Source organism: Methylomonas rhizoryzae (assembly GCF_008632455.1).
Classification (GTDB): Bacteria; Pseudomonadota; Gammaproteobacteria; order Methylococcales; family Methylomonadaceae; genus Methylomonas; species Methylomonas rhizoryzae.
The window spans coordinates 3,559,121-3,584,719 of sequence record NZ_CP043929.1 but is presented as its reverse complement, the minus strand read 5'-3'; the positions used below and the strand labels follow the sequence as shown (position 1 = coordinate 3,584,719).

Here is a 25,599-nt window from a genome sequence, read left to right as displayed (position 1 = left end):
TGGAGCGCCGTGTTATGTGAATTTATAGCCAGCATGCAGCCCTCCACGCCAATTGTCGTAACTATATTTCTCTCGATCACTCAGAAGCTCTGAGATATGTATGCGCCATGCTTTAATATCGCCATGCCGTATTCCAGCCCCTTTTTCTGCATAATCTTTTATACGTTCCAACTTGTCAGTTTTGTTTGGTTCGTTAAATGTTGTTCCAATGATGTAGTAGAGCATGTGACGGAAAAAGCCTTTTTTCGGGCAATTGGGATCAATCGCAAGCTCAATAAATAGATCAACTTCCCGTGTCCATGAGAGAAACAAATCCCATTCATCATGAGGCCAGTCCGCATTTGAATACGCCCATGATCTTATTTCTTCTACTGTTGGGTTGGTTACGGTCATGAACTGTTCACATAACGCTTCGCATCACCGGCAGCAAAAAGCAGAGCGAGGTACGAGCGGCGCTTTTTGCTGTCCGAGTGCATGCGATTGTTATGTGTTCTCTGTCAGCAGGCGCGATTGCGGCCGCTGCTCGTTGCTTCTACAGCTGCCCGTTTCAGAGCCATCAACCAGCGCGTAGCCGCACTCGTAGGCAACATACTCATGATCAACGTCAATGTCTCGCCCTTGGTACTCTACGCATTCGGAGTGATAGGCCCTTTCGGCCATCGGGGCTCCGCAATGAGGGCAGAAGAAGTCTGCCATTAGCTCGTGCGCCTTAGCGATCTTCCGGCTTAGCTCTTCAGCTTCCTTCCTGACTGTATCGAGTTCTTGTTCTTTTCGAGCGATCTCTTCCCTATTGTGCTCTTTGTCCTTAGAAAGTCTGTCAATTTCTTCATCAAGCAATTTCACTCGCCCGGAGAGAGACTTCGCTAACGCATCGGGATTGCTTTGCGCAGCATCTTTCAACTGCCGGTCCAGGTAATCGCATTTCTCCTTTAACAACTGTATTGTCGAATCCTTTTGGCTGACCAAGACACGGTACAAACCAAATAGTGCGGCAATGAACGCAAGTATTGATGCCACCTGAGTAACGAATATCGCTTCAATCGTCACGACGTTCTCTCTCTACACATAACGTTTTGCGTAACCGGCAGGCCGGAGCGGGGCGAGGCTTGTGGCATTCGCCACAAACGAGCGCCGCGGAGGACTGTCCGAGTTAACGCAATTGTTATGCGTTTTCTCACTCCACAACTTTAAGCTGTATTTGTGCTCCATCAGGCAGCTCCTCAATTTGACGGCCTATGTCACCAGATAAACGGATTATTTCTATCAGAGGTGCCGTGTTTATATTTGAGGCATCATACTTACCACCAAGAACCCCTGGGAGCACCAAATAATATTTTCTTCCATCAGTCAAAGCCCCACATTTTTCCTTTGCTTGTTCAACCAACGAAGACATATACCAATCAGCTAGAAAATCTTGGTTGGTAGATAGAACGTCTAGTTCTGCTCTGTTATTTGCCACCACTTTGCAATAAACGTCTTCTGGGCATAGATGCCAATATCTGCCATGAACGTCTTTTATCATGAGGTTACCGAAATCGTTTTCGCCAACAACTTCTTGTGGCTCTATGCCGGCCCAACTCCATGATTCTTTGATTTCTTGGATGATGCTCATGTTTCTTTTTTACGCATAACGTTACGGTAAGGGGCGCGCCGCTCACTGAGCTAAAACGAAGCCGCCGAACCTTGATAAAAAACAGAACTTCGAAACCGCTAATGAGCGGCGCGTCCCTTTGACCGACTTGTTAGGCCCGGCAATATCCGCCAAAGCTTCACGATAAGCCAATTGTGTTTTTACGAAAATCTTCTTTCTAACGATGGAATTTCAAGAGTAACGTCATCGGTAAATGCGTAGTCACCGCTATCTGAATCGAATTCCGAACCATACGCCCTCAGCCAAATTTTTCGCCAATCCGCTGATAAAACATAGCCTCTTTCTGCTTCACTATTAGCTAACCTGCTTGGGTAGGCAGTTCCTCTACGTTCCAATTGTGTGATCGTAACAATAAGGTGAGCCAAGCTATCCTGTTCTGACGCGATTTCTTTGTGGAAATGCGGATAGAATTCTTTATCTCCATCAGAAGCACGCCAACCTGTAACTGAATTTACTTCGGCAAGATTTTCATACGGATGGGAGTGGAACGAACCAACCAACTCAATGTTTGGCCAATAAGCTCCAAAAAACTCTTTTTTCATGCGTAACGAATCGTAGTCTGGCGCAACCCAGTGTGTATGTCTAGTTGCTGATGTTTCGACTGTAGCCATTGAAGCAATGATTTTGGCGGATTGATTACCTTTAGGTTGGATTGAATAACCCCAGAGTAAACCAAATGTTTCTAGTTTATCCCGCCCTTTCCCCTTGGGTGATTTGTGTAAAAATTCATAAGCTTCGATTGCTGATGTAAAAAGCTGGGGTACGACGTGATCTTCAATAAAGATAGTGCTCATGGAATCCTTTTGCCTAACGTAAAGGTAAGGGGCGCGCGTTAGCGCGTCCCGCTTGACCGCCGGGTTAGGGCGGGAATAAACAAGGCAGCAATTAGTGCTGCAACATTAAAGCAGGCGACGAAAATAAACAGCCAGTTGTAGGAGGAGAACAACCCAACGATCTGTGAACGGCCAGCACTAGCAGCGCGAATAAGCGCTGCCTTAACTTCTGGAGAATCGCACGAAACGCAATTGATGCCATTCGGCAACACCTCCGCAAAAGTGACGAGAGTAGGTGCCAGCGCGAAGAACACAACAGCAACATTTGCCAATAACACGATGCCAATTAGGAGCCAGCGAATCTTGCCCATAAGAGCCCTAACGTGCAGCTAAGGGGCGCGCCGAAGGCGCGTCCCAGCGACCGGAGGGAGCGAACTTGAGCGTAGGGTTAGCCAGATTTTTCATCACTAAGATTTCCTTTCTGTTCGACCCAATTAGGCCTTAGCCCGAGCTGAAATTCTTGGCGTACTTTCTCAATCGATGGGGCGTACCCCATGTTGGCTTCAATCTCACCAACGCACCCCCAGCAATCGCCTCCGCAATTAACGGAGAGCGGATCATTTTTCACATCTAGCTCTCGGCCACAAGTTTTACAGATCATGTGATGGCTAACGTTTGAGCTGAGCGGCTGGCGCCGGCGAGGCGCTTGGCCCGCGCGACGGATGATGACACTGGCTGGCGCGCGGGCCAAGTGCCTTGCCGGTGGCAGTCCGCTCGAGCGAAGGGTTAGGCCGCGCCTCTTGGGCAGGGCCTGAGCGCGACGAGGAGAGGTGTTCATTCTTCTTGGCCGAGGGCTCCACGGGCGAGCGACGGACTACAGCGGTGATTTGCCGACTGCGCGCTCCAAAGCACGAGCTCGGTTGTGATTCGTCCGCGGACAGCCGGCGGTGAGCCGCCCGCCGCAGGACGGGCGGCCCGAGCCGAACTTGGCGGGAGGACGAATTGTTGCTCGCGGCTGAGCTGCACGCGGAACGGCCGCACACGTAGTTGGCAAACGCGCTCGCGAAGCGCTTGAACGGGCGAGCTGAGCAGGCCTTCGCGAGAAATGCTTGTCCTGCGGGCCAGGAAGAGAAATGCATTGCTTGTTGCCTCATGCGCCGACCGTTGGTGAGATGCGGCCGGATTTGAGTGATGCGTGAGGCTGGCAACATTGGTTCAATGCGAGTCCTAACTAGTTATTAGATAGTTTCCATATATCTACCATAAATTTTGTGTCGCCACAATAAATATGTGATCCGCAAGGGGTTTTCCCTTCTGTATATCATCCAAACTGAGCAGATAGCTGTTTTGGAGGTTGTCATGTTAGCCGTTCCCCTATCGCTCAGTCAGGCCTTTGAGGCGCAGCTTGTTCAACGCAATGTGCCGCAACCACAACGCCGTGATTTTCAAAAATGGTTGCGGTTTTATCTGGATTTTTGCGACAAGTACGACGCGAAGCCTGAACTCACCGCCAGTTTTGCCGCTTTTGACGAAAAGCTGCAAAGCAAAGGCCAGTCTGAAAGCCAACGCCAACAAGCTCGCCGTGCCATAGCCGTCTATTACCGGATGGTTGGCGTGATTCAATCACCGTCAACGCCCTCTGGCGATTCTCCGCCAACTAAACCTTTGGCGGCTAGGCAATTCGCCGAACCCATTTCGGCTTCGGTAATCCGGACCGATTTAACACGATCCGTACCAAAAACCCCGAAACCTTTGCCTGCCGACCAGTCGCCGAAGTTAAGTGGTGCCAATTGGGTGGCGGTTTACGAGCAACTGCAAGCCGCAATCCAGGTGCGGCATTATTCGAACAAAACCTGGCAAGCCTACCGCTATTGGTTGCAGCAATTTCAAACCTATACCAAGAGCAAAGACGTCCGCTTGCTGAATATGGACGATGTGAAAGATTTTTTGAGCCATCTGGCGATGAACAAGCAGGTCGCCGCTTCCAGTCAGAATCAAGCCTTCAATGCGCTGCTGTTCTTGTTCAAGCATGTATTACAAAAGGAGTTCACTAAGGTCGAGGGCGTGGTGCGGGCCAAACGTCGCCCTTACATTCCGGTGGTGTTGTCGCGACCGGAAGTCGATCGGATTATCGGTTTGTTGGAGCCGCCTTATGATTTGGTCGCCAAGCTGTTGTACGGTTGCGGCCTGCGCCTGTTCGAGTGTCTGAAACTGCGGGTGCAGGATTTGAATTTTGACCTGCAAGTGTTGACCGTGCATGACGGCAAAGGCCTGAAGGATAGAACACTGCCTATGCCGACCCTGTTAACGAGCGAATTGGCGGCACAGGTTGAAAGCGTTGCTGTTCTGCATGAACAGGATTTGGCGGCGAACACCGCCGGTGTTTTCTTGCCCAAGGCACTGGATGGCAAATATAAAAACGCCGCCAAAGAATTTGCCTGGCAATGGTTGTTCCCGGCAAAGTCGCTCACCCTGGTTCCCTCCACTGAAGAGTATCGGCGCTGGCATTTGCACGAGTCTCATGTGCAACAAGCCCTAAAACTTGCGGTGCGCAGAAGCCGAATTGCCAAACGTGCATCGGCGCATACGTTTCGCCACAGCTTTGCCAGTCATCTGCTGCAAGCCAACGTCGATATTCGCACCATTCAAGAATTATTGGGTCACAGCGATTTGCGCACGACCATGATCTACACGCATACCTTGCCCAGTCGTACCATCAAGGACGCAAAAAGCCCGTTGGATTTGTGATGCAAAACCATCGGCCGTTTGCCGTCATTTCGCAATGAAGGTCCTGTGGCGGTTTTTAGCCGATAACGAGCATTACTCCCGACCAACTTTTGCAGATGGCGGCTCGTCGCGTACATAATAATTCAACCAAATTTTGCTCAAAACGGCGAAGTTCAGAAATGGCAATCGGCCTGATTTCAAACCCTAAAATGCGTATAGCCAAGGGTTTAAAACGAATTGACCACCGTTGGGCGCGCCGCTTTGCGTCTAATAGACTAACTTAGGGGAGTAAGCCATACGCCACGCAACTTTCAATTAGAGCGCCGGCGGCGTGGTGCATTAGAACAAATCGAGACCATACAGACGTCGCTTACGCTGTCGCCAATCGGTATCTTGGGTGCCTCGCCGGTAACGACGACTTTATCGAGCGCTTGCCGCTTGCAGCTTGGTTAGAGCATCGGCGATACGTTGTGCGTCCAGGGCCGGATCCACGTCGTCTTCGACCAGGCGGATCACCAGGTCGGGATCGAGTAAAAAGGTTCTGCGTTTTGCCATAGTCAATACCGGCATTTTGACGCCGTAGACGTCGGTGACTTGCGCGTCCGGGTCGGACAGCAGCGGAAAGTTCAAGCGGTGCTCGCGGTGAAAGCGTTGCAGGTCGGCGACCGCGTCGGTGCTAATGCCGTAGACTTCGGCGTTTTTTTGCCGGATCGCGTCTATCGCATCGCGAAATGCACAAGCTTGGGCAGTGCAACCCGGGGTGCCGGCTTTCGGGTAAAAATACAGCACGGTCCAGCCGTTGCCGCGCCGATTGGCCAAGTTGAACTCGCCGCCGTCGTGCTGGGCGAGCCGGAACAGCGGAGCCGGGCTGCCTACGTTCGCGGTCTGAGCCCAACTCGGCGATGCGAAAGGCAGCCAGACCAATAACAGCGTTAGACGTTTCAATAATTTCGAGGCTGTGCGCATAACAACTCGGGGGATTTTTCGCTAGTCGGTTACGCTATGCTAAACCCGGCGAGGGTCGGCAGTAAACCCGTTTGCGGATTCGGGCGGGTTGTTGCGGCAAAGTCCGCTTGCGGCCGTAAACTGCGATAATTCTTAAGCTTGGTATTGCCTGACGTCGCTACGGCAAGGTTAAAACGGGTCGGCAAGCGAAGGCGACAAGTCGGCCGAGAACGATCAAAAAGCGGTTGCGACGCGGGGTAGGTTGGCGCGGCAGCTTGGCAGAATTTGCATTGCTTGGGTGGCTGTGGTAGAAAATTTCGCGCAGACGGAATTTCAACTGCTGCACCAAACCGTTCGGCCGGTCGAAGTTGCACGCATGAACGGTCGAGCATTAGAGGCTGATAATAACTAAAAAAACCAGGAGATTTAGATGAAAAAAGTTCTATTGACTTTGGCTACGCTGGCCGTAGCGACCGTTGTTCCAAGTTTATCCATTGCCGGCGCAGCGGATACCTGCAAAGGCTGTCACAACGGCTCAGTCGCGCCTGCAGTGGATGCGCTGAAAGCAAAATTCAAAACTGCCGACGAGTTGGTAGCTGGTGCGAAAAGTTCGCAAAATCCGATGATGAAGCCGATGCAGGCCGACGAAGCCAAATTGAAAGCGGCAGCGGCAGAACTCTTCAAATAAGGCGACCGTTCGAGTTTGGCCGAAACGGAATTTGAATCGATATTTAACGGATTGTAAAAACACCGCATGCCGTGCAGCCGATGTTTCGGGGCGGTCTTTTTCTTAAGCAGGTTACTCTGAATCCTGTATTTCAGCCCGAAATGTATGCCTTTGTGCATTTCGGGCATTCTAGTCCCGCCAGTGTTTACGGTATGGCTAGTCATCGCGACATTGCGACGCTCAGCCCTGTCTAATTTTTCCTTGAACGATGGTAACGTTGTGGGCGTTTGCCGCTGTCTAGCGGATGTGCTTTCCGATTGCTTACGTTCCGCTTCCGTTCGGGTTTGCTCTACACCACCGATAACCGGTCCGGTTCAAACCCAAAAATAAAGGGCAGGTTTGGTCTTGGCAGCAAATTGCTCCTTGTGATTGGTTCGGCCACGGTATAATGCCGGTTTATTTTTTTCAGTTTTCGAAAAACCATGGCGCAATACATCTTTTCGATGAACCGGGTCGGCAAAGTCGTGCCGCCCAAAAAATACATTTTGAAGGACATTTCCTTGTCGTTTTTTCCCGGCGCCAAGATCGGCGTGTTGGGTCTGAACGGGTCCGGTAAATCCACGTTGCTGCGCATCATGGCCGGGGTGGACAAGGAAATAGAAGGCGAAGCCGTGCCGCTGAAAGGCATCAATATCGGCTATTTACCGCAAGAACCCGAGTTGGATCCGACTAAAAACGTGCGCGGCATCATCGAAGAATCGGTCCAGCACGTCAAAGATGCGCTGGCGCAGTTGGATGCGGTGTATGCCGCTTATGCCGACCCCGACGCCGACTTCGATAAATTGGCGGCGGAACAGGCCAAGCTGGAAGACATTATCAACGCATGCGACGGCCATAATTTGGATAGGCAGTTGGAGATTGCCGCCGATGCCTTGCGCTTGCCGGATTGGGACGCCGACGTGAGTAAGTTGTCGGGTGGCGAAAAGCGCCGGGTAGCTTTGTGCCGCTTGTTGTTGTCCAAGCCGGACATGTTGTTGCTGGACGAACCGACCAACCATCTGGACGCCGAATCGGTGGCCTGGCTGGAGCGTTTCTTGCACGATTACAGCGGCACCGTGGTGGCGGTGACCCACGATCGCTACTTCTTGGACAACGTCGCCGGCTGGATTTTGGAATTGGACCGCGGCATGGGTATTCCTTGGGAGGGCAATTACTCGTCCTGGCTGGAGCAGAAAGAAAAACGCCTGGAATTAGAGGAAAAGCAGGAGAGTTCGCGGCAAAAAGCCATGAAAGCCGAGTTGGAATGGGTGCGTTCCAATCCGAAAGGCCGGCATGCCAAGAGTAAAGCCCGTCTGGCTCGTTTCGAAGAATTGTCTTCGGTCGAAGTGCAAAAACGCAACGAGACCCAGGAAATTTATATTCCGCCCGGTCCGCGGCTGGGCGATGTGGTGATCGAGGCCGACAACGTCAGCAAAGGTTTCGGCGACAGGCTGTTGATCAACAATTTGAGCTTCAAGTTGCCGCCCGGCGGTATCGTCGGCATCATCGGCCCGAACGGCGCCGGTAAAACCACCTTGTTTCGGATGATGGCCGGTTTCGAACAGCCGGATTCGGGTACTTTTACCATGGGACAAACGGTACAGCTGTCTTATGTCGAGCAGTTCCGCGACAATATGGATAACAACAAAACCGTCTGGGAAGAAATTTCCGATGGTTTGGACATGATTACGGTCGGTAAATATGAAACACCGTCCCGCGCTTATTGCGGCCGTTTCAACTTTAAAGGGCCGGACCAGCAAAAACGTATCGGCGATCTGTCCGGCGGCGAGCGCAACCGGGTGCATTTGGCAAAGCTGCTCAAAAGCGGCGGCAACGTGCTGCTGCTAGACGAGCCGACCAACGATTTGGACGTGGAAACCTTGCGTGCGCTGGAAGAAGCCTTGCTGGCGTTTCCGGGGTGCGCGGTGGTGATCTCGCACGACCGTTGGTTTTTAGACCGGGTTGCCACTCACATGCTGGCTTTTGAAGGCGATAGCGAAGTCGTCTGGTTCGAAGGCAATTACGCCGATTACGAAGCTGATCGGCATCGCCGCTTAGGCATCGATGCCGATACGCCGCATCGAATCAAGTACAAAAAAATAAGTTAACACGCGGTTTTGCCGGGTTAACGGCGTTGGTTTCTATCCGCCGTCAAGTCGGCAGGCGTTGCCTAACGGAAAGGCTTAATTATTGCGGCTTAGCTTTGAGGTTATCCGGTTATGTTTTCGCAATTCCGGCTTCGCCGCCGGCTATTGTCTGTCAAATGTTGGGGCTGCGAATTTTTTTTCGTGGCTCTTGGAACTTGAAAAGCTTGTAATTCGTCCCAAACTTACCCTTGAGTCCGGGTGGAAAACCCTAGTGCCCGTTATGTTGAAATCCATGCTTAGAGCGGGTAATGTATGCCCGCAAGAACAATAATAAGGAGAAATAGGATGTCGAAAGCACAGAATTTGCAGGATAGTTTTTTGAATGCGCTTAGAAAAGAGCATACCCCTGTATCTATCTTCCTGGTCAACGGCATTAAGCTGCAAGGCCGGGTCGATTCTTTCGATCAATATGTCGTAATGTTGAAAAACACTGTCAATCAAATGGTCTATAAACACGCCATTTCGACCATCGTGCCGAGTAAAAACGTGACCATGCACCGCGATAGCGATGCAGGGGACGAACAACACTAAGAGGTTTATTGTTTGTTCGAACGTCCCGATGCGGGTGAACGAGCCATACTTGTTCACCTGAATTTGCAAGTCGGACAAGAAGATCTCGACGAGCTGAAAGAACTTACCAAATCGGCGGGCGCTCAGCCTATTCATACCGTTTGCGGCAGCAGGCACCGGCCAGACCCGAAATATTTTGTCGGCCTCGGTAAGCTGGATGAAATAAAAGCCGCAGTGGCTGAACATCAGGCCGATATCATTATCGTCAACCACCCGCTGTCGCCCAGCCAGGAACGTAATTTGGAAAAAGCCCTGGAAACCCGGGTGGTGGATAGGAATGGCTTGATTTTGGACATTTTTGCCCAACGCGCGCAAACTTTCGAAGGTAAGTTGCAGGTGGAATTGGCCCAGCTCAAGCATTTATCGACCCGCCTGATACGTGGCTGGACGCACTTGGAGAGGCAAAAGGGCGGTATCGGTCTGCGTGGTCCGGGTGAGACCCAGCTGGAGACCGACCGGCGTTTGCTAGGGGTCAGGATCAAGCAGATACAGCAGCGCTTGCAAAAAGTGGAGAAACAACGCCACCAGGGGCGCAGCAAACGAAAAAAAGCCGAAATTCCCACGGTTTCCCTGGTCGGCTATACCAACGCCGGCAAATCCACGTTGTTCAATACACTGACAGGCGCCGGCATTTACGCCGCCGACCAATTGTTTGCGACGCTGGACCCGACGTTGCGGCATTTGCCGATAGACCAAAATGCCGAGGTTATTTTGGCCGATACGGTCGGTTTTATTCGGCATTTGCCGCACGAGTTGGTTGCCGCGTTTCGGTCCACGTTGCAGGAGGCCAGCGAGGCGGATCTGTTGTTGCACGTGATCGATGCCGATGCTCCGGACCGCGAGGATACGATTCTGGAAGTCAACCGTGTACTGCAAGACATCGGTGCCGGCTCGATCGCCCAGTTAAGAATTTACAACAAGATCGATTTGCTGGAAGAGGTAGCGCCACGCATCGATTTTGATGCAAACGGCCGGCCGGTAGCAGTCTGGATCAGTGCACAAACCGGTCTAGGGGTGGATTTGTTGCTGCAAGCCTTGAAACAATGTTTTTGCGACAGCAAAGTGATACGCAAATGTTTTTTGCCGGCCAGTCAGGCCGGTTTGAAAGCCAAATGGTTCGGCCAAGTGCGTTTTTTAGAAGAAAAAATCGACGATTTTGGCGCATGCGAACTGACGATAGAAATCGACAAGAAAAATTTAGGCTTGTTGAAAGACGTGCGCGCCGAAGAAGTGTTGGCCTTGCCGGGCTGAGGCGGCGCGGCGCCGGCGGCTTACCGGATACGATAATTTAAGTTAGAATGGTCCGCTTTAGCGCGATGCAAGCCGGTTGATTTCGATTGCAATGCCTTCAGCGTTGGTTTTACAGTCCAATTGGAGTGTTCATATGTCTTGGAATGAGCCTGGCGGCGATAAGAATGACCCGTGGAGCGGTCGGAACGACCGGAATAACCCTCCCGATTTAGATGAAGTCGTTCGTTCACTGCAGGAAAAGTTGGGAAAAATCTTCGGCGGCGGTTCGGGCGGTGGCCGTTCCGGCGGAGGCTCTTCCATGGCCGGTTTGGGCTATCTGGCTATCGGCGCAGTAGTGCTATGGGGAGTCAGCGGTTGGTATACCGTGGACGAGGGCACTCGCGGGGTCGTCACCCGCTTTGGCGCTTACGTGGAAACCACTACGCCCGGTCTGAATTGGCATATACCCGCCCCGATTGAGCAAGTTCAGGTGATTAACGTCGAACAGCAACGTTTTATCGAAGTGGGTTACCGTTCAGGTAGCGGCCAGGCCATGGGATCGGTACCGAAAGAAGCGATGATGTTGACCAAAGACGAAAACATCGTCGATGTGCGGCTGGCGGTGCAATATCAAGTTAAAGACGCCAAGGATTATGCGTTCAATGTGTTGGATCCGAATTCGACTCTTAAACAGGTGACCGAAAGCGTGGAACGCGGCGTGATCGGTGCCAGTAACATGGACTTCGTGCTGACCGAAGGGCGTAGCGAAATCGTATCCGCTATCAAAGCGGAAATTCAAGCAGTCATGGATGCCTATCGGACCGGTATTTTGGTGACCAGTGTCAACTTGCAGGATGCCCAGCCGCCGGAGCAGGTTCAAGGTGCGTTCGAGGATGCGATCCGAGCTCGTGAAGACAAACAGCGTTTGATCAACGAGGCGGAAGCTTATTCCAACGATGTGCTGCCTAAGGCGCGCGGCGCGGCGTCTCGTATCGTGCAAGAGGCGGAAGGCTACAAGGAAAAAGTTAGTGCACAGGCCAATGGGGATGTCAGTCGTTTTACCCAGTTGTTGACGGAGTATAAAAAAGCCCCGGCAGTGACTAAACAGCGGATGTATCTCGAGGCGATGGAGACGGTATTGAATCGTGCCAGCAGCGTGTTGGTCGACGTCAAAGACGGTAATAACATTATGTATTTGCCGCTGGATAAAGTCGTTGGCAATTCCCCCGCTCCGGCTGTCGAAGCGGTAGCCTTACCCGAGCAATCTACATCGCCGGGTAGCAGCCAGCCTATTCAAAAATATGAAAGCGATATCCGCGCATCAGCGCGGGAACGCGACGTGAGGGGGCGCTAATAATATGGGCAATAAATTAGTCGTTGCGGTCGGTGCAACCATCATAGTGTTGTTGATGTCGGTATTCTCCGTTGCCGAAACCGAAAGAGTCATCAAATTCCGTTTGGGTGAAATTGTCGGAGCTGACTACGCACCGGGTTTGCATTTCAAATGGCCTTTGATTAACAACGTTAAAAAGTTCGACGCACGTATCCTAACCATGGATTCCACGCCGGAACGGTTTTTAACCATGGAAAAGAAAAACGTTCTCGTGGACTCTTTCGTCAAATGGCGTATTGGGGATGTAAAGACCTTTTATACTACAGTCGGCGGCGATGTAGGTCAGGCGAATATTCGTCTTGATCAAATGATGAAAGATGCTGCCCGGAGCGAGTTCAGCAAAAGAGAAATCAAACAACTGGTTTCCACCGATAGGAGCGCGATCAGGGAGGCGTTGATAACCAATTTATCGCCGCATGCGGCTAAATTAGGCATCAGTATTGTGGATGTGCAAGTCAAGCGTATCGATTTACCGAATGAAGTCAGCAGTTCGGTATATCAAAGGATGGAGGCGGAAAGAGCGAGAGTCGCGCGCGAGTTTCGCTCGCAAGGATCCGAGGCTGCTGAGCGCATCCGTGCGGATGCGGATAAGCAGCGTGAGATCATTCTAGCCAATGCCTACCGGGATTCCGAGGTGCTGCGGGGTGAGGGTGATGCCAAGGCCGCTGAGATTTTTGCAAAGGCCTACGGAGAAGACAGCGAGTTTTATGCGTTTTATCGTAGCATGATTGCTTATAAACAAAGCTTGGGCAAGTCCGGTAATATCATGGTATTGGAGCCGGACTCCGATTTCTTCAAATTTTTCAGGCATCCGAAATAACTTAGGTGTTTAAAAACGCCGCAGAAAACGCTCCGCCGGTCGGGGCGTTTTCTGCGCTTGGAATAACGAAAATGCAAAAAAAAAATTCCTGGTTATTGCCGGAAGGCATCTCGGAGATGTTGCCGGCACAGGCTGCGCACGTAGAACGCTTGCGCAGGGACTTGCTGGATACTTTCGAACGCTGGGGCTACCAACTAGTAGTGCCGCCGTTCGTCGATTATTTGGAGTCCTTGCTGATAGGCTCGGGCTCGGATTTGGATCTGCAAACCTTCAAATTGACCGACCAATTGAGCGGTGAACTGTTGGGGGTAAGGGCCGATATGACCCCGCAAGTGGCGCGTATCGATGCGCATAATTTGAAGCATGCTTGGCCCACCCGTTTGTGCTATGCCGGCACGGTGTTGCATACCGTAGGTGATCCGTTGGAAAAAACCCGCAGTCCGATGCAAATCGGTGCCGAGTTATACGGCCACGCCGGAATCGAAAGCGACTACGAAGTCGTGCAACTGATGCTGGAAATGTTGGCCATCAGCGGTGCGCAACACGTCCATTTGGATTTAGGCCATGTAGGTATTTACCGGGCTTTGGTGCAACTGGCCGGATTGGATGCAACCCAGGAAGCCGAATTGTTCGACGTCTTGCAACGCAAGGCCCGCACCGAGCTGAGCGAGTTGTTGAACGGTTTCGCCATTGCCGCCGAATTGAAAGCCTTGTTCGAAGCCTTGACCAAGCTGAACGGCGACGTGCAGGTGCTGGACAAGGCTGGACGTTTGCTCGATCTCGCCGATGCCGGCATCGATCAAGCCTTAGGCGAACTGCAAGCTGTCGCCGATAAATTGCAACGCGATTATCCATCTCTTGCCGTCAGTTTCGATTTGGCGGAATTGCGCGGTTACCATTATCACACCGGTGTTGTATTTGCGGCATTTGTTCCCGGTATGGGTAGGGAAATCGCCCGTGGCGGCCGTTACGACAATATCGGCGCGGTGTTCGGCAGGGCCCGGGCTGCAACCGGGTTTAGCGCGGATTTGAAAACCTTGGCGGGTTTGCTGGAACCGCAAGTCTCGATAGGCGGCCGTCAGTCCGTGCTGGCGCCGGCCGACGACGATGCCGATTTGGCGGTGCTGGTGCGCGATTTGCGGGCCGAGGGTACTAAGGTGATCCGCTATTTGCCGGGTCAGACCGGAAGTGCCGAGCAGCTGGGGTGTAACGCAATTCTGGAAAAACAGGATGGCCGCTGGGTCGTCAAGCCATTAAGTTAGGGTTGAAAAAATATATGGGAAAAAATGTAGTTGTCATCGGCACGCAGTGGGGTGACGAAGGTAAGGGTAAATTGGTCGATTTATTGACCGAGCAAGCCTCCGCGGTCGTGCGTTTCCAAGGCGGACACAACGCCGGTCACACCTTGGTGATCAACGGCGAAAAAACCGTTTTGCACCTGATTCCTTCCGGCGTGTTGCGCGACAAGGTGCAATGCCTGATCGGCAACGGGGTGGTTTTGTGCCCGCAGGCCTTGATCAAGGAAATCGAATTGCTGGAAAAATCCGGCGTACCGCTACGTAACCGCTTGAAAATCAGTGAAGCTTGCGCGTTGATTCTGCCTATTCACGTGGCGATAGACCAAGCGCGGGAAAAAGCCCGTGGCAGCAAAGCGATCGGTACCACCGGACGCGGCATCGGTCCCGCATATGAAGACAAAGTGGCGCGCCGCGGCCTGCGTGCCGGCGACCTGCTCAAACCGCAGGAGTTCGCGCAGCGCTTGAAAGAACTGGTCGAATACCATAACTTCATGTTGGTCAATTATTACCAAGCCGAAGCGTTGGATTATCAGCAAATGCTGGATACCTTGCTGGCACTGGGCGAACAGATCATTCCGATGCTGGCGGATGTAGCAGAGGAACTGTATATTCACCAGCAACAGGAACACAACATCTTGTTCGAAGGGGCGCAGGGGGCTTTGTTGGATATAGACCATGGCACCTATCCGTATGTGACATCGTCCAATACTACCGCAGGCGGAGCCGCAACCGGCAGCGGCGTAGGGCCTTTGGCTATCGATTATGTGCTGGGTATTACCAAAGCTTATTCGACCCGAGTCGGCAACGGGCCGTTTCCGTCGGAATTGCACGATAGTTACGGCGAGCATTTGGGGACTAAAGGTCACGAATTCGGCGCTACCACCGGCCGTAAGCGTCGCTGCGGCTGGTTCGACGCCGTGTCCATGCGTAAATCCGCGCAGTTGAACAGTTTGAGCGGCATTTGTCTGACCAAACTGGACGTGCTGGACGGCCTGGATAAAATCGGCATTTGCACCGCCTACAAGATCGACGGTAGGCTGACCGAAACTGCGCCCTTGGGTGCCGATCAGTATGCGGTGTGCGAGCCGGTGGTCGAGGAAATGCCGGGTTGGAACGACAGCACCGCCGGCGTTACCCGCTTCGAAGACTTGCCGGAAAACGCCAGAGCGTATATCGCCCGCATCGAAGCCCTGGTCGGGGTAAAAGTGACGATTTTGTCTACCGGTCCGGACAGGAACGAAACCATTATTTTGGAAAGTCCGTTCGGTTAGGCACTGATATGCAAACAAAGTCGCCGCGGCTGAGCCTTGGCGGCGCTCACAAAAAAGCCGGCTAGCCCTATAAAGCAGCCGGCTTTTTTACGCTTGGCTTGGGCCCCCGGCCTAGCTTTGCAAGGCTTTCAACAAGGCTTGCAGCCTGTCGTTGGCGTCGCCGAATAGCATGCGGGTGTTTTCGTGCACGAACAAGGGGTTGCCGACTCCGGCGTAACCGGAAGCCATGCTGCGTTTCATGACGATGGTTGTCGCGCTTTTCCAGCATTCCAGCACCGGCATGCCGGCAATCGGGCTATTCGGGTCGTCCAGCGCGGACGGGTTGACGATGTCGTTGGCGCCAATCACGATGGAAACGTCGACTTCAGGAAAATCTTCGTTGATTTCGTCCATTTCGAACACGATGTCGTAGGGGACTTTGGCCTCCGCCAACAGCACGTTCATATGGCCGGGCATGCGTCCGGCCACGGGGTGGATGGCGAAACGAACTTTTTTACCCTTGGCGATTAGCAATTTGGTGATGTCGTTGACGGTGTGCTGCGCTTGCGCAACCGCCATGCCGTATCCCGGGATGATGACGATATCTTTGGAATCCAGTAGCAGTTGAGCGGTTTCTTCCGCTTCGATCGGGCTGACTTCGCCTTCCACTTCCGCCGCCGCGCCGCCGCTGGTGCCGAAACCGCCGGCGATCACGCTGAGAAAATGCCGGTTCATCGCTCTACACATGATATAGCTCAGAATCGCCCCGCTACTGCCGACCAGCGCGCCGGTCACGATCAGCAGGTCGTTGCTCAACATAAAACCTGTGGCGGCGGCGGCCCACCCGGAATAACTGTTCAACATCGATACCACGACCGGCATGTCGGCCCCGCCAATGGCCATGACCATGTGCACGCCGAACGCCAGCGCGATCAAGGTCATTAGGATTAATTGCCACCAGCCGCCGCCGTTTTCCGCGCTGCTGAGAAAGCTGCCGCCCAACAGGAAGGCGACGGCGAACAAACCCAGGTTCAGCCAATGCCGGGCCGGTAACAACACCGGTTTGCCGTTGATTTTGCCGCACAGCTTGCCGAATGCGATGACCGAACCCGAGAAGGTCACGGCGCCTATGAAGATGCCGATGTAAATTTCCAGCTCGTGTATGGTTTTTTCTACGCCTTCCAGTGTGGAGCTATGGTCCAGAAAATTGCTGAAGCCTACCAGCACTGCCGCCATCCCTACCAGGCTATGCATTAACGCGACCAATTCCGGCATCTGCGTCATTTCCACCTTGGCGGCGGCTCGGGAGCCGATAAAACCGCCTATCGCCAAGGCGATAATCAGAAGGGTGTAGGCCGTGACTTTATCGCTGAGTATCGTGGCCAGGATGGCGATGGCCATGCCGGCCATGCCCAGGTAGTTGCCGCGGCGGGCGGTCTCTTGGTTGCTCAGGCCGCTAAGGCTCAAGATGAATAAAATGGATGCCGCGATATACGACATCGTTACCAAACCTTGTGACATGCGTTTCTCCCCTTACTTTCGGAACATTTCCAACATGCGGCGGGTGACCAAAAAGCCCCCGGCGATGTTGATGGCGGCGATCAAGACTGCGACCGCGGACAAAATCGTGACCAGCCAATTATCCGGCGTGGAGATTTGCACCAGGGCGCCTATGACGATAATGCCGCTGATGGCGTTGGTGACGCTCATCAAAGGGGTGTGCAACGAGGCGGTTACGTTCCAGATGACTTGATAACCGACGAAGCACGCCAGCACGAACACGGTAAAGTGTTCCAGGAACGAGGTGGGGGCTACCGAACCGACCCCGAACAAGGCCGCGCCGGCCAATAGAAAGGGTAGCCATTGCTTGAGCGGGTCCGGCACGATTTGCCGCTTGGCGACGACTTCCGCTACCGCGGGCGATTCGGTCAGCGGTTTATGGCCGGCGCTGAGTTTGGGCGGCGGCGGCGGCCAAGTGATGGCGCCTTCCTTGATCACGGTAGCGCCGCGGATGACCTCGTCTTCCATGTCGACCAGCAAATTGCCGTCCTTTTGGGGGCACAAGTCGGTCAGCAAATGCCTGAGATTGGTGGCATAGAGTTGGCTGGCCTGATTGGCCATGCGGCTGGGCAGATTGGTGTAGCCGATGATGGTAACGTCGTGTTTGACCACGACTTGATCTTTTTCGGTCAACGCACAGTTGCCGCCCTGCTCGGCGGCCAAGTCCACGATGACGCTGCCCGGTTTCATGGATTTGACCATGCCGGCGGTAATCAGCTCCGGCGCGGGCTTGCCCGGGATCAAGGCGGTGGTGATGATGATATCCACTTCCATGGCTTGGCGGGCGAATAAAGCCATTTCGGCTTCGATGAATTCCTTGGACATGGTTTTGGCGTAACCGCCGCTGCCGGAGCCGTCCTCTTCGAAGTCCAGCATCAAAAACTCGGCGTCCATACTTTCGATTTGTTCTTTGACTTCCGGTCGGGTATCGAAAGCCCTAACGATGGCACCCATGCTGCGCGCCGCGCCTATTGCGGCCAAACCTGCGACGCCGGCGCCTATCACCAATACCTTAGCCGGCGGCACTTTGCCGGCTGCGGTAATCTGGCCGGTGAAAAAGCGGCCGAAATGTTGCGCGGCTTCGATCACGGCCCGGTAGCCGGCGATATTGGCCATGGAACTGAGCGCGTCCATTTTTTGGGCCCGGGACATGCGCGGCACGCTGTCCATGGCCAACACGGTGGCTTTTTTATCGGCCAGCTTTTTCATCAGCTGTTCGTTTTGCGCCGGCCAAATGAAGCTGATCAAATGCTGGCCCGGCTTGATCAGGCTGACTTCGTCCAAGGCCAATTCCGGATGGCTTTCCGGCGCTCTGACTTTCATGACAATGTCCGCTTGTTTCCAGACCGATTTGGCGTCCGGCAAGATTTCGACGCCGATCTCTCGATAGGCTTCGTCGTTGATGTCGGCGGATGATCCGGCACCGGATTCCAGGCAAATCTGGAAGCCGAGTTTGATGATTTTTTCCGCGGCTTCGGGAGTGATGGCGACGCGTTTTTCACCCTCGCGTATCTCTTTGGGTACGCCGATTTTCATAATAGCTCCTTTGTTGTAATGAAAGCGAAACGGTATGCTTTGCAGTGTTGTTGGGGCCTTACTGTGTCCGAGAATAGGGGATTGGCTGGCGAATATCAATCGTTTTTAAAACCGCAAAAATTGTAGACTAGAATCCTTGCGGACATTTGCATAAGGGAATTTATGAAATTCTTAGGCGGCGACGACAGTAAATCAATCAGACGTGTAGTGGTCGAACGTTTGAAAAGTGCGGGTTGCACAATCGTCCAACGCGGCAAACGGCCGAACGCCGCGTTGTACCTAGCGAAGCAAAACGGCCGGAATCGAGTGGAGATTGGCGATGCACTACCGTGCTAAAGATTTTATAAAGGTGCGCGACGGGCTGTTGTTCGCCGTCGTCGCCGATGGATTGGAGCACGGCAGAATTTTGTGCTTTTTAAGATATGCGTTGCAAGCCGGTTGTTGGCGCAAGCTGGCTAGCGATTCGGCCAACGGTTTGCTGGCGTATAGCCATCCCGAGTTTTTGTTTCACTCGGCGCGGCTGGACGCCGATCTGCATGCGGTGGCCGAGCACGAGGTGCAGCAGCATTTTCGCCCGCAAACCGTATTGCAAGACCTGCTGCAAGCGGAATCCAACGATCCCGCGGTGCGCGATTTGCAGGGCTTGTGCCGGTTGTTGCAGGGTAACGGGTTGGATTTGGCCGGTTTCGGGATAACCGGTTCGTTGCTGGTCGGCATGCAAAACCGTCAATCCGACATTGATTTGGTTTGTTACCACCGCGAGCAGTTTCACCGGGCCAGACAGGTCGTACAAGCCGCAATTGCCGCCAACCATTGCCAGGATTTGAGTCGCGAGGATTGGCTGGCTAGTTATCAACGCCGCGCTTGCGATTTCGGATTCGACGAATACGTCTGGCACGAACAGCGCAAATACAACAAAGCCATGTTCAATCGACGCAAATTCGACTTGTCTTTATTGAACGATGCGGCCGAATCCGCACAAGTTTTCCGAAAAATCGGTCCGGTGAAAATTCGCGCCAAGGTGATCGACGATTCCTTAGGTTTCGATTATCCCGGACAATTGCAGCTCGATCATCCGGAAATTGGCGCAGTGGTGAGCTTTACCGCGACCTACCTGGGTCAAGCGAAGGTTGGCGAAATGATAGAAGCGGCAGGTTTGTTGGAGGAAGATAGGTCGGGTCGGCGGCGCGTCGTGGTCGGTTCCAACCGGGAAGCGTTAGGTGAATATATCAGGGTGTTGCGCTAAGCCGCCGGTCAAGGCTGTCATTTTGGATATGGACGGCTTGGTGCTGGATAGCGAAACCGGCTATTTCGCCGCTTGGCGCGCGGCGGCGGCAGCGATGGGGTTCGAGATGAGTGCGGCGTTTGCCCGGTCGTTTTCCGGTACGGCCGGCGCGGATTTTCCGGGCAAGTTGCGCCGCCAATTCGGCCAGGATTTCGATACCGACGGATTTTTCGCGCGTAGCGCCACCATCTGGCAGCGTAAGGTGCAGCGCGAAGGTATCGCGGTGAAGCCGGGGTTAGACGCGCTGTTGAACCATTTGCGTGCCATGGCCTTACCGTTCGGGTTGGCGACCAATAGCCGCCGAGACGACGCTTTGCGTTGTTTGCGTTTGGCTGGCTTGGAGGACGTGTTTAGCGAAATCGTTAGCCGGGACGACGTGGAACGTCCCAAGCCGGCCGCCGACATTTATGTGCTAACCGCCCGACGCCTGGGCATGAGACCTGCCGACTGCTTAGTGCTGGAAGATTCGCCGGTTGGGGTGAGGGCGGCGGTTGCGGCCGGTTGCCGTTGCCTATTCATTCCTTCCTGTTTGCCGGCCGATTTGTCGGCAGTTCAGGCTGCGGACGGCACTTGCCGGGACTTGAGGCAAGCGATTGAATTTATCCCGGGACGCGAGTCGGCTTCGTTATAATAAATCCCTTATCGTTTAGGGGAATGAGCTTGTGAAGCCGCACCATCAAAAAGTGACTGTGATTGCGCCGGCGCGCCTACATATGGGGTTTATCGATTTAAGCGGCGCGTTGGGCAGGCATTTCGGCAGCATCGGTATGGCGTTGGAGCAAATTCATACCCGGGTAGAAGTTTCTTACGCCGAAACGCTTACGGTAAACGGTTTGTGTGCCGACCGGGTGGCGAAAGCCTTGAGCCGTTTGTGCCGGCGTTTGCAGTTACCCGAGTCCTTGCGGGTGGATGTCATCGCCGCAATTCCCGAACACATCGGCTTGGGCTCGGGCACGCAATTGTCGTTAGCGCTGGGCGCTGCGCTGAACGCCTTTTACGCATTGAATCTCAGCGTGCGCGACATCGCGCATTTGACCGAGCGCGGCGCGCGCTCGGGGATAGGCATAGGTGCGTTCGAAGCCGGCGGCTTGGTGGTGGACGGCGGCAGAGGGCCCGATACCGTGACGCCGCCGATTTTGGCGCAAATCGCAGTGCCGGAGAGTTGGCGTTTTATTCTGGTATTCGACACGCGCGGACAGGGTTTGCACGGCGAACAAGAGGTGTCGGCGTTCCGGAAGTTGCCGCCGTTTCCGCGCCGGGAGGCCGAGCGTTTGGCGTATTTGCTGTTGATGCAAGCCATGCCGGCTATCGCAGAGCAGAATTTGACTGCGTTCGGCGAAGTCATAACCGAGTTGCAAAATTCGGTGGGCCGGCATTTCGCGCCGGTACAAGGCGGCGTGTTTGCCAGTCGCGAAGTCGCGCAAACCATGGCCTGGCTGCAAGCGCAAGGCGCGGTGGCTATCGGGCAAACTTCGTGGGGGCCTACCGGATTTTGCGCGCTTCCCGATCCGCAACGCGCCGCGCATTTGCTAAGCGAGTTGCAGCGGCACTTTGCGTCGCACTATTTAGAATTTCAAGTGGTGTCCGCACGCAACAGCGGCGCCGACATTATTCGCCACTAATATCGGATATTTTGTGCTCGACCGCATCGCTCAAGCCCTGATTGTCGGACCAGCTAACCTTTACGAGAGCGCCGGATTCGACCCGCTGTAGCCTAAAGCAGAAATAGGGGTCGCGCGACAGGCTGGGGCCTAAATGGGCTAGCATGACCGTTTGGCCGTTTAGTTCCAGCGATAATGTTTGAATGAAGTGGGCAGGTATCAGTTTGCCCTCGCTATCGCGGTTGCGGCCGTTCTCCATCGGATGGCGAATCAATACCTTGATTTCCAGATAATCCGCAAAACGCTGGCTTCTGATTTTTGTAGAGCTTGTCATCATCCGCTTCCGCAACCGCCTTGTACGACGGTCACCCACTTTCTTGCCTGTAACCAATTTTTACCTTGACGGGCGATTACCCGCAGGTAACCGCTTTCCGCCATTTTCACGCGGGCGGTGACGAAAGGCAGTAGATTGGGCGATAGATCGAATTGCGCCGCCAAAGGGGTCGGATTGTTTTCCACCCAGACGTAGAGTTTGTCGATCCCGCTCAGCGTACTGTCTATCGTCAGCGGAACGACTGCGCCGTTTTCCGCGATTTCGGGTAAGGAAATCTGCAAACCATCGCTTTCGGTTATCGCCTGGCCGTCGAATAAGGCAGCGAAGGCGGAAGCGAAATCCGTGCTGCGAAAATCGTCCGTTCGCCAAGCGCCGGCCCGTGCCGGTTCAATGCCCAATGTTTCTAAGAGTGCAGCCGTAAAGATCCGGAGGCCGTGTAATAAAAAGTTTCTGCGCCGCATCAATAACCCTGGTTTTCTTGATTCATATCAAATTTAATCGACCGGCCTTTGATAACTTAAGCGCCGTTGATTGATCAACGCCATTTCACAAAAACAACAGGAAGGTAACAATGAACCAAGCACAAGAAAAAGACAATTTCGTTTTGTACGTAGTGTTGGCCGGCGCCGTTGCTGCAGGTGCCGTATACATGGTGAAAAGCTCCGAGCACGACAAATATGCCTCAGCCGCGGCCGCAATCGCCGAAGATTCCAGCAATTCCGCCTACCGTAACGACGTGTTGCACGCCGCCGGCAACAAACGCTAAGCGCGGTAAGCTTACCCTTTAAGAAATTAGCTTCTCTCTGGTTTCAGCGTACTGTTCGATCGAAAAGGGCGTGATTGACGGACATCGAACATGAGCTGATGGCCTTCCGGTGACCCCAGCGGAAGGCCTTTTTTCTGCGCGTTGCCGCATGAAAGCGGCGATGTAAAACCGCTCAAACGGGTAGGACGGCTATGGCTTTCAGCAATTCTGTCGCTTTGGTCATGCCAATTTGCAAATTCTTTTCAATTTCCGCCATGGTAATTTCGCCGTCGCCCAGGCCCGCCGCCCAGTTCGCCACGACCGAAATATTGGCGTAAGCCATGTCCAATTCGCGCGCTAGCGCGGCTTCCGGCATGCCGGTCATGCCGACTAAATCGCAACCGTCTTGCGCCATCCGCTTGATTTCCGCACGGGTTTCCAGCCTTGGCCCCTGCGTGCAGCCGTAAGTGCCGAAGCGGCAGATTTCCAGGCCGGCGTTATCGGCGGCCTGAATAATGCGATTGCGCAACGCCGGGGTATAGGGATCGGTAAAATCGATGTGGGTTACGTGCTCGAGGTTATCGGCGAAAAAACTATGCTCGCGGCCGTAGGTATAGTCGAGCAGCTGCTCCGGCACCGCGATTTGCGCCGGTTGCATGTGTTCGCCGATGCCGCCTACCGCGGCTACGCCGATGACGTCGGTAACCCCCAATTGCTTAAGGCCCCAAATATTGGCTCGGTAGTTGATTTTATGCGGCGGTATTCGGTGCGGATTACCGTGCCGGGCCAGAAAGATCAGTTGCGTACCGTTTATATCCCCGAACAGGTACTCGGCCGACGGCGAGCCGAAGGGCGTATGTAACGTTTGCCGACCTATGATGCGCAATTCCTCTAGTTGGGTTAGCCCGGTACCGCCGATTATCGCCAATGTCATATCGTGTCCTTGCAAGCGTAAATGCCTGCGGCGTTTCTGAGATAGCCTTTGTAGTCCATGCCGTAGCCGAACAAATAGTGGTTGGCAACGCTGATGCCGACGAAATCGGCTTGTATGGGTTTGGCTTGCTCTAGCTGCTTTTCCAGCAACACGGCGCTGAACACCTCCGCCGCGCCTTGCTGTTTGCACCAAGCGACGATGGCGGCTAGGGTGTGGCCTTCATCCAGAATGTCGTCTACCACTAACACAGTGCGGCCTGCGACCGGGCTGGTGGGAGTGAACAGCCAGTGAATTTCGTCGCCGCCTTGGGTGTTGTTGCGGTAACGGCTGGCGTGAATGCTGTCCAGGGTTAACGGAAAGTCCAAACGGGGCAGTAGCTTGCCGGTAGCGATAATACCGCCGTTGATGACACATAAGACCAAAGGATTGCTGGCCGACAATCGGGAACTGATGGCTGCCGCCATGGCGTCCAATGCGGCTTCCACTTCCCGTTGGTCGTGCAACAACAGCGCGTTGTGTTTGACTTGTTCGATTTCGCTAAGCATGGGCATCGGAAAAACGTTGGATTTGGCGGACGGCGTCTTGAGCCGGCGTACAGTGGGATAATTCTTGGTAGACATATTGCGGGCGGCCGCGCATCGCCAGCAATCTGCGTTCCCGGTCCGCAGAACGGCTGATGGGTAAGTTTTCCAAGACCTGTTCCGCCGCGCCGGGATTGTTGCAGACCAAGAGCATGTCGCAACCGGCGCGTTGTGCCGACAACGCCCGATCCAAAAAGCCGCCGGCCGCCGCCGCGCCTTCCATGCTGAGGTCGTCGCTGAAGATGGCGCCGTCGAAACCGAGCTCGCCGCGCAAGATGCGTTGCAGCCAAATTTCGGAAAATCCGGCCGGTTGCGCGTCGATTTCCGGATACACCACGTGCGCCGGCATGACGGCTTGCAAGCCTTGCTGTATCAAACATTGAAACGGCAGCAGGTCGCGTGTGCGAATGTCCGCCAACGGGCGGTTATCCACCGGCAGGGCTACATGCGAGTCGGCGGCTACCGCGCCGTGGCCGGGAAAGTGTTTTCCGGTACCCGCCATGCCCGCCAAACGCATGCCTTGCAAAAATAAACCGGCTAATTCCGTGGCTTGCTCGGCGGATTGAGAAAACGCGCGGTCGCCGATGATTTCGCTGACGCCGCAATCGACGTCCAACACCGGCGCGAAGCTAAAATCCACTCCCACCGATAATACTTCGGTGGCCATCAACCAGCCGGCGGTTTCGGCCAATTCCGGTTGGGCGGCGTAGCTAGCTGCCGCCGGCAGCCGGGTGAAGCCGCTGCGAAAGCGTTGCACCCGCCCGCCTTCCTGGTCGACGGCGATTAGCAACTGTCCGTTGCGCGCATCCCGAATCGCCCGGACCAAGGCTTGGATTTGTTCGGGATTATCGTAATTGCGGGCAAACAGGATAATCGCGCCGGTGTTCGGATGGGCGATCTTTTCTTTGTCCAATGCAGATAATTCCAGGCCTTCCAGGTCTATCATGACCGGCCCGATCGGCTCTGCTCTCATGAGATAAAAATCGAAATTGGCATATACTGGGGGCTTGCTAAAGCTAACATTATATGAGGAATCGCTATGCGAAACGTGTTTTTGTTGATTGCCTTGTTGCTGGTGCCGGTCTGCGGTTTCGGCAACGAGGAAAAAGCGGAACCAGCCGGACCTGTGATCGAATACGTGGAAATGTCGCCCAAATTTACCGTCAATTTGGCGGAACCGAAGAAATATTTGCTGTTGACCGTGCAATTGCTGGTGGAAGGCGCCGAAAATGTCGAAAAAATCAAAAAACATCAACCGATGTTGCGGCACGAAATGATCATGATGCTTAGCGGCATGAAGGTAGAGGACTTGCAAACCATGGAGCAACGCGAGGCCTTGCGGTTGAAGGTCAAAACGCTGGTGGCCGACAGTTTGGCCAAAATCGAAAACAGCGACGGCTTTAGAGACGTATTTTTCTCCGATTTTTTAGTCAACTGACGGTCTTGCCTGTTGTTTGCCGCTCGGTAGCATAGACGCTTGGGCCGCCGGCGCCGGCGAAATGGGCGAACGGCA

The 25,599-nt window shown here is 53.9% G+C and carries 27 protein-coding genes; 14 read left to right on the top strand and 13 right to left on the bottom strand.

Annotated elements, in window-relative coordinates; genetic code table 11:
• Positions 1 to 12 precede the first annotated feature (12 nt).
• The 5 genes from F1E05_RS16080 to F1E05_RS16060 form a co-directional block, all read right to left on the bottom strand.
• The gene (locus tag F1E05_RS16080; protein WP_150050236.1) at positions 13 to 393 is read right to left on the bottom strand and encodes a hypothetical protein; all 381 of its coding nucleotides are present in this window, start codon (positions 391 to 393) and stop codon (positions 13 to 15) included.
• Between the two features lie 90 nt (positions 394 to 483).
• Complete coding sequence (locus tag F1E05_RS16075; protein ID WP_150050234.1) at positions 484 to 1,047, bottom strand: coiled-coil domain-containing protein; 564 nt, start codon at positions 1,045 to 1,047, stop codon at positions 484 to 486.
• Positions 1,048 to 1,174: 127 nt separating this feature from the next.
• Positions 1,175 to 1,612: a T6SS immunity protein Tdi1 domain-containing protein gene (locus F1E05_RS16070; protein WP_150050232.1), complete on the bottom strand. Its 438-nt coding sequence runs from the start codon at positions 1,610 to 1,612 to the stop codon at positions 1,175 to 1,177.
• A 179-nt stretch (positions 1,613 to 1,791) separates the two neighbouring features.
• The gene (locus F1E05_RS16065; RefSeq protein WP_150050230.1) at positions 1,792 to 2,445 is read right to left on the bottom strand and encodes a hypothetical protein; all 654 of its coding nucleotides are present in this window, start codon (positions 2,443 to 2,445) and stop codon (positions 1,792 to 1,794) included.
• Between the two features lie 38 nt (positions 2,446 to 2,483).
• On the bottom strand, positions 2,484 to 2,795 hold the full coding sequence (locus tag F1E05_RS16060; protein ID WP_150050228.1) for a hypothetical protein: 312 nt from the start codon (positions 2,793 to 2,795) through the stop codon (positions 2,484 to 2,486).
• Between the two features lie 988 nt (positions 2,796 to 3,783).
• On the opposite strand from F1E05_RS16060, the gene F1E05_RS16050 reads away from it, so the two are divergent.
• A complete protein-coding gene (locus F1E05_RS16050; RefSeq protein ID WP_150050224.1) occupies positions 3,784 to 5,172 on the top strand; it encodes an integron integrase in 1,389 nt (462 codons plus the stop codon).
• 399 nt (positions 5,173 to 5,571) lie between these two features.
• On the opposite strand, the gene F1E05_RS16045 is transcribed toward F1E05_RS16050, so the two are convergent.
• Positions 5,572 to 6,117 carry a peroxiredoxin gene (locus F1E05_RS16045; RefSeq protein ID WP_150050222.1) on the bottom strand — a complete coding sequence of 182 codons (546 nt, stop codon included), beginning with the start codon at positions 6,115 to 6,117 and terminating at the stop codon, positions 5,572 to 5,574.
• Positions 6,118 to 6,526: 409 nt separating this feature from the next.
• On the opposite strand from F1E05_RS16045, the gene F1E05_RS16040 reads away from it, so the two are divergent.
• From F1E05_RS16040 to F1E05_RS16005, 8 genes are all read left to right on the top strand, one after another.
• Positions 6,527 to 6,784: a hypothetical protein gene (locus tag F1E05_RS16040; protein WP_150050220.1), complete on the top strand. Its 258-nt coding sequence runs from the start codon at positions 6,527 to 6,529 to the stop codon at positions 6,782 to 6,784.
• 461 nt (positions 6,785 to 7,245) lie between these two features.
• The gene (gene ettA, locus F1E05_RS16035) at positions 7,246 to 8,910 is read left to right on the top strand and encodes an energy-dependent translational throttle protein EttA (RefSeq protein WP_150050218.1); all 1,665 of its coding nucleotides are present in this window, start codon (positions 7,246 to 7,248) and stop codon (positions 8,908 to 8,910) included.
• A gap of 324 nt (positions 8,911 to 9,234) precedes the next feature.
• Entirely contained in the window at positions 9,235 to 9,480 is a 246-nt protein-coding gene (hfq, locus tag F1E05_RS16030; RefSeq protein WP_150050216.1) for an RNA chaperone Hfq, read from the top strand.
• Positions 9,481 to 9,492: 12 nt separating this feature from the next.
• On the top strand, positions 9,493 to 10,770 hold the full coding sequence (gene hflX / locus F1E05_RS16025; protein WP_150050214.1) for a ribosome rescue GTPase HflX: 1,278 nt from the start codon (positions 9,493 to 9,495) through the stop codon (positions 10,768 to 10,770).
• Between the two features lie 133 nt (positions 10,771 to 10,903).
• Complete coding sequence (gene hflK, locus F1E05_RS16020; RefSeq protein WP_150050212.1) at positions 10,904 to 12,103, top strand: FtsH protease activity modulator HflK; 1,200 nt, start codon at positions 10,904 to 10,906, stop codon at positions 12,101 to 12,103.
• A 4-nt stretch (positions 12,104 to 12,107) separates the two neighbouring features.
• Positions 12,108 to 12,962 (top strand): protease modulator HflC, encoded by an 855-nt coding sequence (hflC, locus tag F1E05_RS16015; protein ID WP_150050210.1) that lies wholly within the window; start codon positions 12,108 to 12,110, stop codon positions 12,960 to 12,962.
• A gap of 71 nt (positions 12,963 to 13,033) precedes the next feature.
• On the top strand, positions 13,034 to 14,224 hold the full coding sequence (locus F1E05_RS16010; RefSeq protein ID WP_150050208.1) for an ATP phosphoribosyltransferase regulatory subunit: 1,191 nt from the start codon (positions 13,034 to 13,036) through the stop codon (positions 14,222 to 14,224).
• A gap of 14 nt (positions 14,225 to 14,238) precedes the next feature.
• Positions 14,239 to 15,531, top strand: a complete 1,293-nt coding sequence (locus F1E05_RS16005) for an adenylosuccinate synthase (protein WP_150050206.1) — start codon at positions 14,239 to 14,241, stop codon at positions 15,529 to 15,531.
• Between the two features lie 111 nt (positions 15,532 to 15,642).
• On the opposite strand, the gene pntB is transcribed toward F1E05_RS16005, so the two are convergent.
• Positions 15,643 to 17,031 (bottom strand): Re/Si-specific NAD(P)(+) transhydrogenase subunit beta, encoded by a 1,389-nt coding sequence (gene pntB / locus F1E05_RS16000; protein ID WP_150050204.1) that lies wholly within the window; start codon positions 17,029 to 17,031, stop codon positions 15,643 to 15,645.
• A 12-nt stretch (positions 17,032 to 17,043) separates the two neighbouring features.
• Positions 17,044 to 18,606: a Re/Si-specific NAD(P)(+) transhydrogenase subunit alpha gene (locus F1E05_RS15995; RefSeq protein ID WP_150050202.1), complete on the bottom strand. Its 1,563-nt coding sequence runs from the start codon at positions 18,604 to 18,606 to the stop codon at positions 17,044 to 17,046.
• 319 nt (positions 18,607 to 18,925) lie between these two features.
• Between F1E05_RS15995 and F1E05_RS15990 the strand changes: the two genes are divergently transcribed.
• Genes F1E05_RS15990 through F1E05_RS15980 form a run of 3 tightly spaced genes read left to right on the top strand, consistent with a single transcriptional unit; the run spans position 18,926 to position 21,513 of the window.
• Complete coding sequence (locus F1E05_RS15990; RefSeq protein WP_150050200.1) at positions 18,926 to 19,852, top strand: hypothetical protein; 927 nt, start codon at positions 18,926 to 18,928, stop codon at positions 19,850 to 19,852.
• Positions 19,827 to 20,522 (top strand): HAD family hydrolase, encoded by a 696-nt coding sequence (locus tag F1E05_RS15985; RefSeq protein WP_150050198.1) that lies wholly within the window; start codon positions 19,827 to 19,829, stop codon positions 20,520 to 20,522. Before F1E05_RS15990 ends, F1E05_RS15985 begins: the two co-directional genes overlap by 26 nt.
• Positions 20,523 to 20,553: 31 nt before the next feature.
• The gene (locus F1E05_RS15980) at positions 20,554 to 21,513 is read left to right on the top strand and encodes a beta-ribofuranosylaminobenzene 5'-phosphate synthase family protein (RefSeq protein ID WP_150050196.1); all 960 of its coding nucleotides are present in this window, start codon (positions 20,554 to 20,556) and stop codon (positions 21,511 to 21,513) included.
• Here F1E05_RS15980 and soxZ read toward each other — a convergent pair.
• Together soxZ and F1E05_RS15970 are read right to left on the bottom strand one after the other, a co-directional pair.
• Complete coding sequence (gene soxZ, locus F1E05_RS15975; protein WP_150050194.1) at positions 21,500 to 21,826, bottom strand: thiosulfate oxidation carrier complex protein SoxZ; 327 nt, start codon at positions 21,824 to 21,826, stop codon at positions 21,500 to 21,502. The two genes, F1E05_RS15980 and soxZ, sit on opposite strands and share 14 nt — an antisense overlap.
• Positions 21,826 to 22,224, bottom strand: a complete 399-nt coding sequence (locus tag F1E05_RS15970) for a thiosulfate oxidation carrier protein SoxY (RefSeq protein WP_190303171.1) — start codon at positions 22,222 to 22,224, stop codon at positions 21,826 to 21,828. The genes soxZ and F1E05_RS15970 overlap by 1 nt, the downstream gene beginning before the upstream one ends.
• A gap of 173 nt (positions 22,225 to 22,397) precedes the next feature.
• On the opposite strand from F1E05_RS15970, the gene F1E05_RS15965 reads away from it, so the two are divergent.
• Positions 22,398 to 22,592 carry a hypothetical protein gene (locus tag F1E05_RS15965; protein ID WP_150050190.1) on the top strand — a complete coding sequence of 65 codons (195 nt, stop codon included), beginning with the start codon at positions 22,398 to 22,400 and terminating at the stop codon, positions 22,590 to 22,592.
• Between the two features lie 172 nt (positions 22,593 to 22,764).
• Here the strand turns inward: F1E05_RS15965 and F1E05_RS15960 are convergent, their stop codons facing one another.
• From F1E05_RS15960 to nagZ, 3 genes are read right to left on the bottom strand one after another with little or no spacing between them, the layout of a single operon-like run.
• Entirely contained in the window at positions 22,765 to 23,505 is a 741-nt protein-coding gene (locus F1E05_RS15960; protein WP_150050188.1) for an S-methyl-5'-thioinosine phosphorylase, read from the bottom strand.
• Positions 23,502 to 24,050, bottom strand: coding sequence for a hypoxanthine-guanine phosphoribosyltransferase (locus F1E05_RS15955; RefSeq protein WP_190303330.1), 549 nt, complete (start codon positions 24,048 to 24,050; stop codon positions 23,502 to 23,504). The genes F1E05_RS15960 and F1E05_RS15955 overlap by 4 nt, the downstream gene beginning before the upstream one ends.
• Positions 24,043 to 25,059, bottom strand: a complete 1,017-nt coding sequence (gene nagZ, locus F1E05_RS15950; RefSeq protein ID WP_232056681.1) for a beta-N-acetylhexosaminidase — start codon at positions 25,057 to 25,059, stop codon at positions 24,043 to 24,045. The genes F1E05_RS15955 and nagZ overlap by 8 nt, the downstream gene beginning before the upstream one ends.
• Positions 25,060 to 25,125: 66 nt before the next feature.
• Here nagZ and F1E05_RS15945 point away from each other — a divergent pair, with 66 nt between their 5' ends.
• Entirely contained in the window at positions 25,126 to 25,524 is a 399-nt protein-coding gene (locus F1E05_RS15945; protein ID WP_150050184.1) for a flagellar basal body-associated FliL family protein, read from the top strand.
• Positions 25,525 to 25,599: the final 75 nt, after the last annotated feature.

Coding starts and splice junctions, on each gene's coding strand:
- F1E05_RS16080 (WP_150050236.1), bottom strand. CDS start 393: ATGACCGTAACCAACCCAACAGTAGAAGAAATAAGATCATGGGCGTAT.
- F1E05_RS16070 (WP_150050232.1), bottom strand. CDS start 1,612: ATGAGCATCATCCAAGAAATCAAAGAATCATGGAGTTGGGCCGGCATA.
- F1E05_RS16065 (WP_150050230.1), bottom strand. CDS start 2,445: ATGAGCACTATCTTTATTGAAGATCACGTCGTACCCCAGCTTTTTACA.
- F1E05_RS16060 (WP_150050228.1), bottom strand. CDS start 2,795: ATGGGCAAGATTCGCTGGCTCCTAATTGGCATCGTGTTATTGGCAAAT.
- F1E05_RS16050 (WP_150050224.1), top strand. CDS start 3,784: ATGTTAGCCGTTCCCCTATCGCTCAGTCAGGCCTTTGAGGCGCAGCTT.
- F1E05_RS16045 (WP_150050222.1), bottom strand. CDS start 6,117: ATGCGCACAGCCTCGAAATTATTGAAACGTCTAACGCTGTTATTGGTC.
- F1E05_RS16040 (WP_150050220.1), top strand. CDS start 6,527: ATGAAAAAAGTTCTATTGACTTTGGCTACGCTGGCCGTAGCGACCGTT.
- ettA (WP_150050218.1), top strand. CDS start 7,246: ATGGCGCAATACATCTTTTCGATGAACCGGGTCGGCAAAGTCGTGCCG.
- hfq (WP_150050216.1), top strand. CDS start 9,235: ATGTCGAAAGCACAGAATTTGCAGGATAGTTTTTTGAATGCGCTTAGA.
- hflK (WP_150050212.1), top strand. CDS start 10,904: ATGTCTTGGAATGAGCCTGGCGGCGATAAGAATGACCCGTGGAGCGGT.
- hflC (WP_150050210.1), top strand. CDS start 12,108: ATGGGCAATAAATTAGTCGTTGCGGTCGGTGCAACCATCATAGTGTTG.
- F1E05_RS16010 (WP_150050208.1), top strand. CDS start 13,034: ATGCAAAAAAAAAATTCCTGGTTATTGCCGGAAGGCATCTCGGAGATG.
- F1E05_RS16005 (WP_150050206.1), top strand. CDS start 14,239: ATGGGAAAAAATGTAGTTGTCATCGGCACGCAGTGGGGTGACGAAGGT.
- pntB (WP_150050204.1), bottom strand. CDS start 17,031: ATGTCACAAGGTTTGGTAACGATGTCGTATATCGCGGCATCCATTTTA.
- F1E05_RS15995 (WP_150050202.1), bottom strand. CDS start 18,606: ATGAAAATCGGCGTACCCAAAGAGATACGCGAGGGTGAAAAACGCGTC.
- F1E05_RS15990 (WP_150050200.1), top strand. CDS start 18,926: ATGCACTACCGTGCTAAAGATTTTATAAAGGTGCGCGACGGGCTGTTG.
- soxZ (WP_150050194.1), bottom strand. CDS start 21,826: ATGACAAGCTCTACAAAAATCAGAAGCCAGCGTTTTGCGGATTATCTG.
- F1E05_RS15965 (WP_150050190.1), top strand. CDS start 22,398: ATGAACCAAGCACAAGAAAAAGACAATTTCGTTTTGTACGTAGTGTTG.
- F1E05_RS15960 (WP_150050188.1), bottom strand. CDS start 23,505: ATGACATTGGCGATAATCGGCGGTACCGGGCTAACCCAACTAGAGGAA.
- F1E05_RS15955 (WP_190303330.1), bottom strand. CDS start 24,050: ATGCTTAGCGAAATCGAACAAGTCAAACACAACGCGCTGTTGTTGCAC.
- nagZ (WP_232056681.1), bottom strand. CDS start 25,059: ATGAGAGCAGAGCCGATCGGGCCGGTCATGATAGACCTGGAAGGCCTG.
- F1E05_RS15945 (WP_150050184.1), top strand. CDS start 25,126: ATGCGAAACGTGTTTTTGTTGATTGCCTTGTTGCTGGTGCCGGTCTGC.